General features: G+C 66.2%; 17 protein-coding genes. 7 read left to right on the forward strand and 10 right to left on the reverse strand.

The features are described 5' to 3' along the window. Positions 1-37: 37 nt before the first annotated feature. Positions 38-1,243, forward strand: coding sequence for a cytochrome P450 (locus BN4348_RS50685; protein WP_066915759.1), 1,206 nt, complete (start codon positions 38-40; stop codon positions 1,241-1,243). Positions 1,244-1,254: 11 nt separating this feature from the next. Next, positions 1,255-1,446, forward strand: a complete 192-nt coding sequence (locus tag BN4348_RS50690; protein WP_066915761.1) for a ferredoxin — start codon at positions 1,255-1,257, stop codon at positions 1,444-1,446. A gap of 3 nt (positions 1,447-1,449) precedes the next feature. Here the strand turns inward: BN4348_RS50690 and BN4348_RS50695 are convergent, their stop codons facing one another. The 10 genes from BN4348_RS50695 to BN4348_RS50735 form a co-directional block, all read right to left on the reverse strand. Further along, positions 1,450-1,704 (reverse strand): DUF1330 domain-containing protein, encoded by a 255-nt coding sequence (locus tag BN4348_RS50695; protein WP_235852926.1) that lies wholly within the window; start codon positions 1,702-1,704, stop codon positions 1,450-1,452. Positions 1,705-1,773: 69 nt separating this feature from the next. Further along, positions 1,774-1,962: a ferredoxin gene (locus tag BN4348_RS50700; protein ID WP_066915765.1), complete on the reverse strand. Its 189-nt coding sequence runs from the start codon at positions 1,960-1,962 to the stop codon at positions 1,774-1,776. Next, positions 1,959-3,233: a cytochrome P450 gene (locus tag BN4348_RS50705; protein ID WP_066915767.1), complete on the reverse strand. Its 1,275-nt coding sequence runs from the start codon at positions 3,231-3,233 to the stop codon at positions 1,959-1,961. Before BN4348_RS50705 ends, BN4348_RS50700 begins: the two co-directional genes overlap by 4 nt. A gap of 127 nt (positions 3,234-3,360) precedes the next feature. Next, positions 3,361-3,882: a hypothetical protein gene (locus tag BN4348_RS50710; protein WP_066915769.1), complete on the reverse strand. Its 522-nt coding sequence runs from the start codon at positions 3,880-3,882 to the stop codon at positions 3,361-3,363. Then, positions 3,879-4,493 carry a TetR/AcrR family transcriptional regulator gene (locus tag BN4348_RS50715; protein ID WP_066915771.1) on the reverse strand — a complete coding sequence of 205 codons (615 nt, stop codon included), beginning with the start codon at positions 4,491-4,493 and terminating at the stop codon, positions 3,879-3,881. Before BN4348_RS50715 ends, BN4348_RS50710 begins: the two co-directional genes overlap by 4 nt. A gap of 113 nt (positions 4,494-4,606) precedes the next feature. Further along, positions 4,607-5,752, reverse strand: coding sequence for a thiolase family protein (locus BN4348_RS50720; protein WP_066915773.1), 1,146 nt, complete (start codon positions 5,750-5,752; stop codon positions 4,607-4,609). A gap of 2 nt (positions 5,753-5,754) precedes the next feature. Further along, the gene (locus tag BN4348_RS50725) at positions 5,755-6,570 is read right to left on the reverse strand and encodes an enoyl-CoA hydratase/isomerase family protein (protein WP_066915775.1); all 816 of its coding nucleotides are present in this window, start codon (positions 6,568-6,570) and stop codon (positions 5,755-5,757) included. Next, the gene (locus BN4348_RS60150) at positions 6,567-6,713 is read right to left on the reverse strand and encodes a hypothetical protein (protein ID WP_160040543.1); all 147 of its coding nucleotides are present in this window, start codon (positions 6,711-6,713) and stop codon (positions 6,567-6,569) included. The genes BN4348_RS50725 and BN4348_RS60150 overlap by 4 nt, the downstream gene beginning before the upstream one ends. Further along, the gene (locus BN4348_RS50730) at positions 6,713-7,879 is read right to left on the reverse strand and encodes an acyl-CoA dehydrogenase family protein (protein WP_066915777.1); all 1,167 of its coding nucleotides are present in this window, start codon (positions 7,877-7,879) and stop codon (positions 6,713-6,715) included. Before BN4348_RS50730 ends, BN4348_RS60150 begins: the two co-directional genes overlap by 1 nt. Positions 7,880-7,953: 74 nt before the next feature. Next, positions 7,954-9,252 carry an amidohydrolase family protein gene (locus BN4348_RS50735; RefSeq protein WP_066915779.1) on the reverse strand — a complete coding sequence of 433 codons (1,299 nt, stop codon included), beginning with the start codon at positions 9,250-9,252 and terminating at the stop codon, positions 7,954-7,956. A gap of 430 nt (positions 9,253-9,682) precedes the next feature. Here BN4348_RS50735 and BN4348_RS50740 point away from each other — a divergent pair, with 430 nt between their 5' ends. Genes BN4348_RS50740 through BN4348_RS50760 form a run of 5 tightly spaced genes read left to right on the forward strand, consistent with a single transcriptional unit; the run spans position 9,683 to position 13,476 of the window. After that, positions 9,683-10,216: a carboxymuconolactone decarboxylase family protein gene (locus BN4348_RS50740; RefSeq protein WP_066915781.1), complete on the forward strand. Its 534-nt coding sequence runs from the start codon at positions 9,683-9,685 to the stop codon at positions 10,214-10,216. A 4-nt stretch (positions 10,217-10,220) separates the two neighbouring features. Beyond that, positions 10,221-11,513, forward strand: coding sequence for an aromatic ring-hydroxylating oxygenase subunit alpha (locus tag BN4348_RS50745; RefSeq protein WP_066915783.1), 1,293 nt, complete (start codon positions 10,221-10,223; stop codon positions 11,511-11,513). Beyond that, complete coding sequence (locus BN4348_RS50750; RefSeq protein ID WP_066915785.1) at positions 11,494-11,820, forward strand: hypothetical protein; 327 nt, start codon at positions 11,494-11,496, stop codon at positions 11,818-11,820. Before BN4348_RS50745 ends, BN4348_RS50750 begins: the two co-directional genes overlap by 20 nt. A gap of 5 nt (positions 11,821-11,825) precedes the next feature. Then, positions 11,826-13,070 (forward strand): metal-dependent hydrolase family protein, encoded by a 1,245-nt coding sequence (locus BN4348_RS50755; protein WP_066916070.1) that lies wholly within the window; start codon positions 11,826-11,828, stop codon positions 13,068-13,070. Next, the gene (locus BN4348_RS50760; protein WP_066915787.1) at positions 13,042-13,476 is read left to right on the forward strand and encodes a nuclear transport factor 2 family protein; all 435 of its coding nucleotides are present in this window, start codon (positions 13,042-13,044) and stop codon (positions 13,474-13,476) included. The genes BN4348_RS50755 and BN4348_RS50760 overlap by 29 nt, the downstream gene beginning before the upstream one ends. Positions 13,477-13,483 lie beyond the last annotated feature (7 nt).

A 13,483-nucleotide genomic window follows, 5' to 3' on the forward strand; every position in this document is an offset into this window, starting at 1 on the left:
GCTGTAACGGTTTCAGCCCGCCGATGAGGAGCACGCAGTGACCAAACCGAAGGTTGTCTTCGATCCGTACTCCGAGGACTACTTCAACAACCCGTTCGACATATACCGACGGATGCGCGAGGACGCGCCACTGTATTACGACGAGAAAGAGGACTTCTACGCGCTGACCCGCCACGAGGACGTCGCGGCCGCGTTCAAGGACTTCGAGACGTATTCCTCGGCGCGCGGCTGCGACCTCGCAATGGTGCGGCGGGGGATCTCCGCCGAGCAGAAGTCGATCATCTTCATGGACCCACCGGAGCACCGGCACATGCGCAGCCTGCTCAACAAGGCGTTCACCCCGCGGGCCATTCAATCGCAGCGCGAGACGGTCATCGAGGTGATCGACAAGTACCTGGGCGCGGCCAATCCCGACCATTTCGACGTCGTCCAGGACTTCTCCGGACCGTTCCCGGTGGAAGTCATCACCCGGATGGCCGGGGTGCCGGAGGAATACCGCCAGCAAGTGCGGCACTGGATCGACACCAGCCTGCATCACGAACCGGGACAGATCGAGATCAGCGAAGCCGGAATGCAGGCCAACATCGACACCGCGATGTACTACTTCGGCCTCATCCAGGAGCGCCGCGCGGACCCGCAGGAGGACATGATCAGCCGGCTGATCGCGGCCGAGATCCCCGGCGAGGACGGTCAGCCCCGCCAGCTCGACGACATCGAGATCACCGCCTTCGCCACCCTTTTGGGTGGGGCGGGCGCCGAGACCGTCACCAAGTTGCTCGGCAACGCGGCGGTCATCTTCGCCCGCCACCCCGACCAGTGGCAAAAGCTGCAGGACGACCGCGACAAGATCCCCGGTGCGGTGGAAGAGCTACTGCGCTACGAGGGGCCGGTCCAATACAACGTCCGCTACACCCTGAAGGAGGCACACGTCAGCGGGGGCGTGATTCCCGCGGGCAAGCCGGTGTTCCTCTGTGGCGCCGCGGCGAACCGCGATCCGGATGCCTTCACCGACGCCGAGACATTCAACATCGAGCGCGACCACACCGAAGCGCAACACCTCGGTCTCGGGTACGGGATTCACAGCTGCCTTGGCGCGGCGCTGGCCCGGATGGAAAGCACGATCGCGCTGGAGAGGCTGCTCGACTTCATGCCGCGCTACGAGGTGGACTGGGCCGGGTGCACGCGGGTGAACATGCAAAACGTCGCCGGCTGGAAGAATGTGCCGGTGAAGGTGCTTCGGTAGAGGGGGCCGCGATGAGGATCGAAGTCGATTGGGGTCTTTGCGAAAGCAACGGCGTCTGCATGGGCATCAACCCGGAGATATTCCACCTCGGCGACGACGACATGCTGACCGTCCTGAAACCGGAGGTCACACCGGAGACCGAGGCGGACGTCCGCGAGGCCGTGCGTCAGTGCCCCCGCCAGGCGATCTCCATCGTGGACTAACGATCACCCACTGGCCGAAGGCATTTCGAACCCGGCGAGGATGACCGCGTTGCAGTCGGCCGCCGCCTGGCGCAGCTTCGCCGCCTTTTGGTAAGCCTCGGACTCGTACCACGCCCGGGCCGCCTCCACCGATTCGAATTCCAGCACGACGGTCTGATCGCCGTGCCAGCTGCCCTCGATGACCTTGGGAGCGGTGTCCACCGCGAGGATGTTGACGCCACCCATCGCCGCTCCCGCTGCCTGACCGTAGGCCTTCATGCCCTCCGGATCCTTGATGGCCTCGGTGAGGATGACATAACCCTTTGCCACTACGTCTCCTTCGTCAGATCAGGTCTCGCTGATCGCCTGCTCGGGACAGCATTGGATGGCCTCCCGAGTGGCGGCCTCGAATTCAGTTGGGATATCGGCGCTTATCGCCTCCGCGTAACCGTCGTCGGTCAGGCTGAACACCTCCGGACAGAGCGTCACGCACACGCCGTGACCGCGACAGCGTTGGTCGTCGACCCAAACCCTCATGCCGGCGTGAACTCCAGGTGCAGTTCCGTCAGCCCGCGCAGGATGTAGGTCGGAACGTATTGGTAGCGGCGGTCGTTCGCGGGACCGTGCACGCCCTCGTTGATCCTGATGTCCGAGGTCCGGTCGAGGAGGCGCTCGATCGCCACCCGGGTTTCGGCGCGCGCCAGCGGTGCGCCGGGACAGCTGTGGATGCCGCGGCCGAACGAAATGTGCTGGCGGGCGTTCTTGCGGGCCGGGTCGAACGTGGTGGGATCGGTGAACCGGCGCGGATCCCGGTTGGCGGCCGCCTGCACCACCATCACCGTGGTGCCCGCGGGCAAGTCCACCCCGCCGACGTTGACGGGCACCCGATTCAACCGGAAGTCGCCTTTCACCGGGCTCTCGTGGCGCAGCGACTCTTCGATGAAGTTGGGGATCAGGCTGCGGTCCTTGCGCAGCTGCGCCTGGATGTCCGGGCGCTCCCCGATGGTCTGCAGCGCGGCACCGAGCAGCCGCACGGTGGTCTCCTGGCCGGCCGAGAAGACATTGCTGGCTACCCGGGCCACGTCTTCGACCTCGGGGATGGAGCCGTCGGGGTAGGTCGCGGCGGCCAAGCCGGTCAGCACGTCGTCGCGGGGCTCGCGCCGGCGGTCCCGAACGTAGTCGGAGAACAGGCCGTAGAGGAATTCCAGCGGGCTGTGCGCCAGCGTTTCCTTGCCGGTGCCCCCGACGCCGCCCCCGGAGTGCTGGCGGATGCCCTTGATGAACTTGTCGCGATCTTCCACGGGCACGCCCAGCAGGTCGGCGATGACCAGCAGCGTGAACGGGCCGGCGAAGCCCTTGATGAATTCGCCGCGCCCGGGCGCGAGGAACGTATCGAGCGCCTGGTCGGCGAGTGCCCACATGGCGTCCTCGTTCTCCTTGAGGCGCTTCGGGGTGATCAGCCGCATCAGCAGGGAGCGGTGGTTGGTGTGGGTCGGCGGATCGAGGGTGGGCAGCTGGTCGCTGAACGGCAGCTCGTCGCGATGCTGCTCGATCAGTTCGGTCACGTCGTCACCCTCGAGCGGGACCGGGAAGCCGGGGAACGGGCCGGTCACCGAGATGCAGGAGGACCACGTCTCCGCGTCGTTGAGCACCGCGCACGCCTCGTCCCAGCCGGTGATCATCGTGACGTCGTGATGGCTCTCCCGGGTGACGGGGCATTGCTCACGCAGCGCCTCGTAGTAGGGGTACGGGTCGTCGATGAGCTCGGTGCCGCGGAAGAAGTCCACCTCGGAGAATTCGTTCGCCATCTCCTGCTCCTTGAATCTCGTCTAGTGAGAACGTGCCTCTCGCAGATGAGTATTACATTTCCATACGGCCTGGTGGTCGTCAACGAGGGGTGCGCGCCCCCTCCGCGAAAGCGCGGGCTTGCTCGGCCTAGCCGGCGGGCACCAAGTCGGCGGCGACCGACGGGCATGCCAAAAGGCCGCTCCGAAAGGTTTCCAGGTAGCCGATCGACGCCTGCGCCGCGCCGTTCAAGGCGGCGGAGAGGGCCTGGTCCTTGAAGATCTTTGCGGCCATGCTCAGCCGGTGCTGAACCACGCCAACGCTCTCATCCAGCTCGGCCGGCCAGCTTTCCCCCCACAGCGTCACCTCCGTGACCCCGTGATCGAGGGCCTGCAATACGCCCTGCCGCACCCGCGAGTCGCATCCGAACAGGTCCGCCGCCGCCGCCAGTGCCTGGGGACGGGGCCGTGAGTCCACCGCCGCCAGGGCATCTTCGAGGTCGAGCGTCTGGGCGCCGACGATCTGCAGCGGCCGGATGTCGGAGTGGTCGGCCAGGTCGGTTAACAGCACGGTGACGTCCCAGCCCGCCATCGCCCGGTCGAAGAGCCAGCCGCCGGCGAACCGCACCACGTCGACGACGCTGGAGGCGACGACGTCGAGCCGGTACCTCATGTCGTCCCGCTCTTCGTCGGCGGCGCGAAGTCCCGTGCCAGCGCCTCCGCGTACTCCTTGAACGCGTCGGTCAGCGGTATCGAAGGATCGAGCAACCATATTGTTTCCATTCCGTGGACGAAGGCCAGAATTTCTACCGCCTTGACGGCGGGGTCGATGTCGGTGCGATACCGGCCGTCGGCCTGGCCGCTGCGGATGAGCTCGGCGACGATGTCGATCGCCTCGCGCTGCCTGGAGAGCATGCGGTCGTGCAGCGGGGCGTCGGGATCGATGTTTTCGATCAGCAGCACGGTGAACGTGCCCACCATGTCGGGCGCCCGCGTGAAGCGATCGGCGACGCGCGCGATCTCGACCAGCAGATCACCCTTCCGGTCGGCATGGGACTCGTCGTCGGCGTCACGGGCGTCGAGCACCGCGTGCAGCAACTGCTCCTTGGATTCGAAGTGATGGAGCAGGCCGGCCGGGGTGACCCCGGCGGCGCCGGCGATCTGGGCGAGGGTGGTATTGCGCCATCCGTTGCGGGTGAGCAGGCGCTGGGCGACGTCGAGGATCCGCTGCTTGCGGTCCTCGCCTTTGGCGAACAGCGTGTCGTACCGCCTAGCGACGGGCAAAAGGACCCCCTGGGCCAACGTGTACCGATCTTCGGCACCAACCTACTGAACACACAGTAGGTTGGTTTCCGTGTTGTGACAAGGGTCTCACGCGAGACCGTGGGCGCCGGGCGTTATGAGACCAGCTCGACCAGGGTGGCGTTGGCCGTGCCGCCGCCTTCGCACATCGTCTGCAGCCCGTATCGGATCCCGTTATCGCGCATGTGGTGGGCCATGCGCGTCATCAGCACCGCGCCGGACGCGCCCAGCGGGTGTCCCAGAGCGATGGCACCGCCCAGCGGATTCGTCCGGTCCGGGTCCGCACCCGTTTCCGCCAGCCAGGCCAGCGGGACCGGCGCAAACGCCTCGTTGACCTCGAAGACCCCCACGTCCGCGAGCGCGACGCCGGCCTTGGTCAGCACCTTCTCGGTCGCGGGAATCGGGCCGGTGAGCATCAGCACCGGGTCCGCCCCGGTGACGGCGCCCGCGCGGTAGCGCACCAGCGGCGTCAACCCCAGCTCGACCGCCATCTCCGATGTGGTCACGAGCAGCGCCGCCGCCCCGTCGGAGATCTGCGAGGAGTTGCCCGCGTGGATGACGCCGTCGTCGACGAACGCGGGCTTCAGGCCGGCCAGCTTCTCCACGGTGCTGCCGCGGCGCACGCCCTCGTCGGCCAGCACGGCCCCGTCATCGGTGAACACGGGAACGATCTGCTCGTCGAAGGCGCCGCTGTCTTGGGCCGCCGCCGCCCGCTCGTGGGACTGGGCCGAGTACTCGTCGAGCCGGCCACGGGAAAACCCCCATTTCTTCGCGATCATCTCCGCCGACAGGCCTTGGTTGAAGGAGAAATCGTCATAGCGTGCAAGGACTTTCGGACCGTAGGGCACGCCGGTGGCCCTTGCCGCACCGAGCGGAACGCGGCTCATCACCTCGACACCGCCGGCGACGACGACGTCCTGCTGACCCGACATCACCGCCTGGACGGCGAAGTCCAGTGCCTGCTGGCTGGAACCGCATGCCCGGTTGACCGTGGTTCCGGGGATGGTCTCCGGCCAGCCGGCCGCCAGGACCGCGTAGCGCCCGATGTTGCTGGATTGGTCGCCGACCTGGGACACGCATCCCCAGATCACGTCGTCCACGATCTCCGGGCCCACGCCGGCGCGTTCCAGCACCTCGTTGAGGACGACTGCCGACAGGTCGGCGGCGTGCATGCCGGACAACCCTCCGTTGCGCTTCCCTACCGCCGTCCGTACCGCCTCGACGATCACTGTCTCACGCATCTTCACTCCGTTTGTTCTCCATCAGATCTCGATAACGCCCACCGACCAGTAAACGACGGCTCGCGTCTCTCGGCGAAGGCGGCATAGGCGGCCGCCGCATCTGCCGTTGCGAAGTTGCCGACCTGGGCCCGGGCCTCGTTGGCCAGCGCGTCGCGCATGGTGCGGTCGGCGCCCTCGTTCAGCAGGGCCTTGGTGTGGGCGAGCGCGAACGGCGGACCGGCCGCGAGCCGGTCGGCGAGATCTCCGACAAACGCGTCGATCTCCGCGCCGGACACCACCCAGGTCACCAGGTCGAGGGCTTGTGCCTCGGCCGCATCGATCGTCTCGGCGAGCAGCGCGAGCCGCTTGGCCTGTTGCAGGCCAACAAGTTTCGGCAGCAGCCAGGAACCACCCAGGTCGATCGACAGGCCGCGCTTGGAAAAGATCTGACAGAACGTGGATTCCGGCGTCGCGACCACCAGATCGCAACCCAGCGCCAGGTTCCATCCCGCCCCGACCGCGACCCCGGTCACCTTGGCGACCGTCGGAACCGGGAGCTCATGCAAGGCCAGGGCCACGTCGGTCAGGCGCTGCAGCTTGTATTTCGGATGAATGTCCTCGGGCACCGAGATGTCGGCGCCGGAGCAGAAGCTCCCCCCGGCACCGGTGAGGACGAGCGCGCGCACGCCGCGGTCGCGACCGGCCTCGTCGAGGGCGTCCCGCAACGCCAGCCACAGCTGAGGGTCGATCGCGTTCTTGCGCAGCGGACGGTTCAGGGTCAGCGTGCGCACGCCGCCGCGATCCTCGGACAGCAGCACGCGTTCGTCGGGCTTACTCACTTCACCATGCCGCCGTTCACCGGCAGCGGCCTCCCGGTGCGGGTTCGGCCCGGCGCCGCAACGAAATTCGGGTGGTTGTGTTGGCCGCGGGCCCCGCTCACCAACGCCGATCGGCCGGTGCGCGCGAAGGGCGGATTGGTCATCAATAGCTCTTGGGCAGTTTCAAAACATTGGATCCCAGGAAATTCAGGATCATCTCCTGGCTGACCGGAGCGATCTTCATCAGCCGGGCCTCACGGAAGTAGCGCGTGATGTGGTACTCCTCGGCGTACCCCATGCCGCCGTGGGTCTGCAACGCGCGGTCCGCGGCGGTGAAACCCGCATCCGCGCACAGGTACTTGGCGGTATTGGCCTCACGGCCACAGGGTTTGCCGTTGTCATACAACCAGGTGGCCTTGCGCAGCATGAGTTCGGCGGCGTCGAGGCGGGCCAGTGAGTCGGCGAGCGGGAACTGCAGGCCCTGGTTCATGCCGATCGGCCGGCCGAAGACCTCCCGCTCGTTGCCGTACTTCACCGCCCTGTCCAGCGCCACCCGGCCGATGCCAAGGGCCTCGGCGGCGATCAGCATCCGCTCCGGGTTCAGGCCATCCAAGATGTACTGAAACCCCTTGCCCTCCTCGCCGATTCGGTCCTCGACCGGCACTTCCAGGTTGTCGATGAACAACTCGTTGGAGCTGACGGCGTTGCGGCCCATCTTGCGGATCGGGCGCACGTCGACGCGGCTGCGGTCCAGATCGGTGATGAACAGCGTCATCCCGTCGGTCTTCTTGGTGACTTCCTCGTAGCTCTGGGTGCGGGTGAGCAGCAGGATCTTGTCGGACTCCATGGCTTTGGAGATCCACACCTTGCGGCCGTTGACGATGTAGCGATCGCCGTCGCGTTTGGCGAAGGTGGTGATGCGCGAGGTGTCGAGCCCGGCGCCGGGTTCGGTCACGCCGAAGCAGACGTGCACTTCGCCCGTCGCAACCTTGGGCAGCGTGCGGGCCTTGAGCTCGTCGGAACCGTGCACCACCACGGGCTGCATGCCGAAGATGGACAGGTGGATCGAGCTGGCGGCGTTCATGGCGCCACCGGATTTCGCCACCTCCTCGAGCAGGATGGTGGCCTCGGTGATGCCGAGGCCGTGGCCGCCGTATTCGGTGGGGATCGTCATGCCCAGCCAGCCGCCGTCGGCGATGGCCTTGTAGAACTCGGCGGGAAACTCGTGCGCCTGGTCCTTTTCCATCCAGTACTGGTCGTCGAATTTCCCGGCCAATTCGGCGACCGACCGGCGGATCAGCTCCTGGTCATCGGTCAGCTCGAAGTTCATTCCTGCGCCGGGCACGGCTAGGTCTCCTTCAATCGGTTACAGGCACCGGCGCACAAGCTAGTCCGAGGGTGCGGTCAGTCCGTGTTGCCGGTAAGGGCTTTCGCGTTGGCCGCGAAATCCGCGAACGACGAGCCGCCTCGGGAGTCCTTTTCGTGGCCCTGCGCCCTGATGGACACGTCGTGCCCCTCGGCGGCCTTGCGAAGGGCGCCGACCGTCGCCTGTTCGCGTGAAATGTGGGTGAACGGGTCGAACGAGTACCAGCGCATGGCATTCTCGTGGGTCATCTTGTTGATTTCGTCGTCGGGAACGTCGTTGAGGGACAACACGTCCCACAGTTCCTCGGGCGCACCCGGCCACATCGAGTCGCTGTGCGGATAGTCGGCCTCCCAGGCGATGTTCTCGATGCCGATCATGTTGCGCAGCGCGACGCCCACCTTGTCGCTGATGAAGCACGTCAGGAAGTGCTCGCGGAAGACGTCGCTGGGCAGCTTGCCGCCGAAGTTCTGGTGGGTCCACGCGGAGTGCATTTCGAATGTGCGGTCGGCCCGCTCGAGGAAGTAGGGGATCCACCCGGTGCCGCCCTCGGACAGGGCGATCTTCAGGTCGGGGTACTCCTTGATCGGCCGCGACCACAGCAGGTCCGCGGCGGCCTGCACGATGTTCATCGGCTGCAGCGTGATCATCACGTCCATGGGCGCGTCGGGCGCCGTGATCGCGAGCCGGCCCGACGAGCCGATGTGCACGTTCATCACGGTGTTGGTGTCGCACAACGCCTTCCACAGCGGGTTCCAGTACGCGTCGTGGAAGCTGGGGTAGCCCATCGCGGCCGGGTTCTCGGTGAAGGTCAGCGCGTGCACGCCCTTCTTCGACACCCGGCGCACTTCGGCTGCGCACGCCTCGGCATCCCAGATCACCGGGATGGCCATCGGGATGAACCGCGCGGGGTACGCCCCGCACCACTCGTCGATGTGCCAGTCGTTGTAGGCCTGCACCAGCGAGATCGAGAAGTCGTGGTCCTCGGTGGCGAACAGCCGCCCGGCGAAACCGGGGAACGACGGAAAGCAGATCGAGGCCAGGATGCCGCCGGCGTTCATGTCCTTGACCCGCTCGTCCACGTTGTAACAACCCGGCCGGATCTCGTCGAGCCCGGTTGGCTCGATGCCGTACTCCTCCTTGGGCCGGCCGGCGACCGCGTTGAGCGCCACGTTCGGGATCACGGTGTCGCGGAATTTCCACATGTCGGAGCCGTCGGGGTTGTGCACCAGCCGGGGCGCGTCGTCGATGTACTTCTTCGACAGGTGGTTCTTGAACATGTCGGGCGGCTCGACGGTGTGGTCGTCGACGCTGATCAGGATCATGTCTTCTTTGTTCATGGCCAGTCCTCTCCAAGTCCGATCCAGCTGAGCGATTCGGACGCGCCGCTCCCGCACAGCATCGGCGAATCATCGCCGGGCGCCAAGATCACTATTTGAAAACTATCTTCTCGTGCAGCGAGAATCAACATCCAGCGACCCCGCGCGCGAACCGCCCGCGCCTGACCAGCGGCTACGCGATCAGGCCGGTTGCGCCCCCGAAGCGACGAAGGGACAACAGAAATGCCGCGCCAGCGCGACCCCCGCGTTCCCGCAGCAGGCCCGGGACCGGCAGCGCCGCGCTCGGGGCCGCGCGGGCGCGCGTCCGGTCCACATCTTCGCGGCCGGCATTGACCAGCCGACCGAATCATGCAACTCTGTTAGTTAGAAATGAGAATCTGATTCTCTTTGACCGAGAGTTGCGTGCGAGGACGCCGAGAGGAGACCGCGGATGCGCCTGCAGCCGCTGCCTGCCGATCAATGGGACGATGCCGTCGAGCAGGCACTGTCGGGCATGCTGCCACCGGAACGGCGCAATCCCCGGGACGCCGGCACGCTCATGTCGACGCTCGCGCGTCACCCGAAACTGGCCCGGGCCTACCTGCGGTTCGGCGGGTACCTGCTGCTCGGTTCCTCCCTCCCGCCGCGCGTGCGCGAGCAGGCGATCCTGCGAGTCGCCCACCGGCGTGACTGCGCCTACGAGTGGTCACACCACGTGGACATCGCGAAGGAAGCGGGGTTGAGCGACGCCGAGATCGCCGCCGCGCGAACCGGCGAAGCCGACGACGAGTTCGCGCGCGCCGTATTCACCGCCGTCGACGAGCTCGACGAGAAGTCGAATATCTCGGATCAGACGTGGACCGCCCTGTGCGAACGGCTCGACGAACACCAGCGGATGGACCTGGTCTTCACCGTCGGCGGCTACATCGCGCTCGCGATGGCCATCAACGCTTTCGGCGTACAGCCCGAGAACGAGAAAGGTTAGAGCCTTGCCCCACTTCCCCAAGCCGGCGGCCGGCAGCTGGACAGAGAACTACCCCGAATTGGGGACCGCGCCCGTCGATTACACCGATTCGATCGACCCGGCATTCTTCGAGGCCGAGCGCGAGGCGATCTTCAAGAAGACCTGGCTCAACGTCGGTCGGGTCGAGCGGCTGCCGCGCACCGGCAGTTACTTCACCAAGGAGCTGCCCTCGGCGGGCAAGGGCATGTCGGTGATCGTCGTCAAGACCAAGGAGGGGGCGGTCAAGGCGTACCACAACGTCTGCCGCCACCGCGGAAACAAGTTGGTGTGGAACGACTTTCCGCAAGAGGAGACCGCGGGCACCTGCCGGCAGTTCACCTGTAAGTACCACGCGTGGCGCTACAGCCTCGACGGCGACCTCACCTTCGTCCAGCAGGAGGACGAGTTCTTCGGCCTCGACAAGAGCCAGTACGGCCTGGTGCCCGTGCGCTGCGAAGTGTGGGAAGGATTCATCTTCATCAACTTCGACGACAACGCGGCGCCGCTCACCGACTACCTCGGGCCGCTGGCCAAGAGCATCGAGGGCTATCCCTTCGGGGAGATGACGGAGACCTACTCCTACCGGGCCGAGGTCGGCAGCAACTGGAAGCTGTTCATCGACGCGTTCATCGAGTTCTACCACGCGCCGATCCTGCACCAGGGGCAGTACACCAAGGAGGAGGCCGCCAAGATCCAGAAGTATGGCTACGAGGCGCTGCACTACGAACTGGCCGGCCCGCACAGCCTGCAATCGACGTGGGGCGGTCAGGCGCCGCCCCCCGACATGTCCATGGTCAAGCCGTTGGACCAGGTGTTGCGCAGCGGTTTGTTCGGTCCGTGGGACAAGCCGGAGATCATTGAGAACCTCGAATTGCCGCCGGGTGTCAACGTCAAGCGGGTGCCGCAGTGGGGCATCGACTCGTGGCTGTTCTACCCGAACTTCATGCTGCTGATCTGGGAGCCGGGCTGGTATTTGACCTACCACTACTGGCCGACCGCCGTCGACAAGCACACCTTCGAATGCACGCTGTATTTCGTTCCGCCGCGCAACGCGCGGGAACGCCTGGCCCAGGAGTTGGCGGCCGTGACGTTCAAGGAGTACGCGCTGCAGGACGCCAACACGCTGGAGGCCACCCAGACCATGATCGGCACCAGGGTCGTCAACAGGTTCCTGTTGTGCGATCAGGAAGTCCTGATCCGCCATCTACACAAGACAACCGGTGACTATGTGGCTAGTTGGGCGAAGGAGTACCAGGGCAATGGCAAAATTACCGTCTGAATTCGCCGACCTGGAGCCCTATTTGGAGTGGGACCTGGCCACCGAACCCGAGCGCTACGCCAAGCGGCTGGCGTCTACCATGACCGAGATGCAGGCGTTCTACGATGCGGCATTCCCCCGCCTCAACGACGCCATCGCCTACTGCGACAAGTTCCCGCTGGACGACCTGCCCGAGGACGCCCGCACGCTCATGCACATCATGCAGTCGCTCGTCATGGTCTCGTTCCCGATAGAGGCGTGGAAGCAGCCGCGCGTACCCGACAGCGGCGCCGCGTGGGTGGAACTGATCAGGGAACCGGTGATCTGACATTGTTGCTGACGCTCAAGGCCGCCGGGCTGCTCGACGTCGACACCGGCGAGATCGTTCGGCCCGGCGTCCTGCACATCGACGGCGACCGCATCATCGGAATCGGCGACGGTGACGGCGGCGGCCCGCAGGGCGACCTGATCGACCTCGGCGACCAAATCCTGCTGCCCGGGCTGATGGACATGGAGGTCAACCTCCTGATGGGCGGGCGCGGGGAGAAACCCGGCCTGTCCCAGGTGCAGGATGACCCCCCGACGCGGGTGCTGCGTGCGGTCGGCAACGCCCGCCGCACGTTGCGCGCCGGGTTCACGACGGTGCGCAACCTCGGGCTCTTCGTCAAGACCGGTGGCTATCTGCTCGACGTGGCGCTGGCCAAGGCGATCGACGCGGGCTGGATCGACGGGCCGCGGGTGGTACCGGCCGGTCACGCCATCACCCCGACCGGCGGGCACCTGGATCCGACGATGTTCGCCGCGTTTGCGCCGCACGTGCTGGACCTCACGGTCGAGGAGGGCATCGCCAACGGGATCGACGAGATCCGCAAGGCGGTGCGCTACCAGATCAAGCATGGCGCCGAGCTGATCAAGGTCTGCTGCTCGGGTGGCGTGATGTCCCTGACGGGACCTCCTGGCGCCCAACACTATTCGGATGAAGAATTGCGCGCCATCGTCGACGAGGCACACCGGCGCGGGCTGCGCGTCGCCGCGCACACGCACGGAGCCGACGCGGTCAAGCACGCGGTCGCCGCCGGCATCGACTGCATCGAGCACGGCTTTCTGATCGACGACGATGCCATCGCGCAGCTCGTGGAACACGGCACCTTCCTGGTCAGCACGCGGCGGCTGGCCGACGGCGACGCGATGGACGTCTCACACGCCCCGCCGGAGCTACAGGCCAAGGCGGCAGAGATGTTTCCGAAGGCGCGCACCTCGATACTGGCCGCCTACCAGGCGGGCGTGAAGATCGCGGTGGGCACCGACGCCCCCGCGATTCCGCATGGCCGCAACGCCGACGAGCTGGTCACCCTGGTGGATTGGGGCCTGCCACCGCTGGCGGTGCTACGGGCCGCCACGGTGACCGCCGCCGAGCTGATCAATGCCACTGACCGGGGACGGCTCGCGCCGGGCCAGCTCGCCGACATCATCGCGGTTCCGGGAAACCCCTTGGAAGACATACGGGTTACCCAGAACGTCAGTTTCGTCATGAAAGGCGGCAAGGTCTATGTCGACAAGTCAACCAACCAGAACTGACGACCTGGTCGAGATTCAGCAGCTGCTCGCCCGCTACGCGGTCACCATCACCCAGGAAGACATCGACGGCCTCGTTGCCGTCTTCACTCCCGATGGCACCTACAGCGCCTTCGGTGACACTTACCGGCTGGACAGGTTTCCCGAGCTGGTGGCCGCGGCCCCAAAGGGCTTGTTCCTCACCGGAACTGCGTTGGTCGAAAATATCGACGGCGACTCCGCGAGCGGCACCCAGCCGCTGTGCTTCATCGACCACGCCACCCATGACATGCGGATCGGCTATTACCGCGACACCTACGTCCGCACCGCCGACGGGTGGCGGCTGAAGACCCGGGCCATGACGTTCATCCGGCGCAGCGGCGCGCACGACTCCGGGCGCCCGCACGCGGTCGGCCGCCCGCAGCCCTGAAAGCCGA

Origin of the sequence: Mycobacterium interjectum, assembly GCF_900078675.2 — a bacterium.
GTDB lineage: Bacteria > Actinomycetota > Actinomycetes > Mycobacteriales > Mycobacteriaceae > Mycobacterium > Mycobacterium interjectum.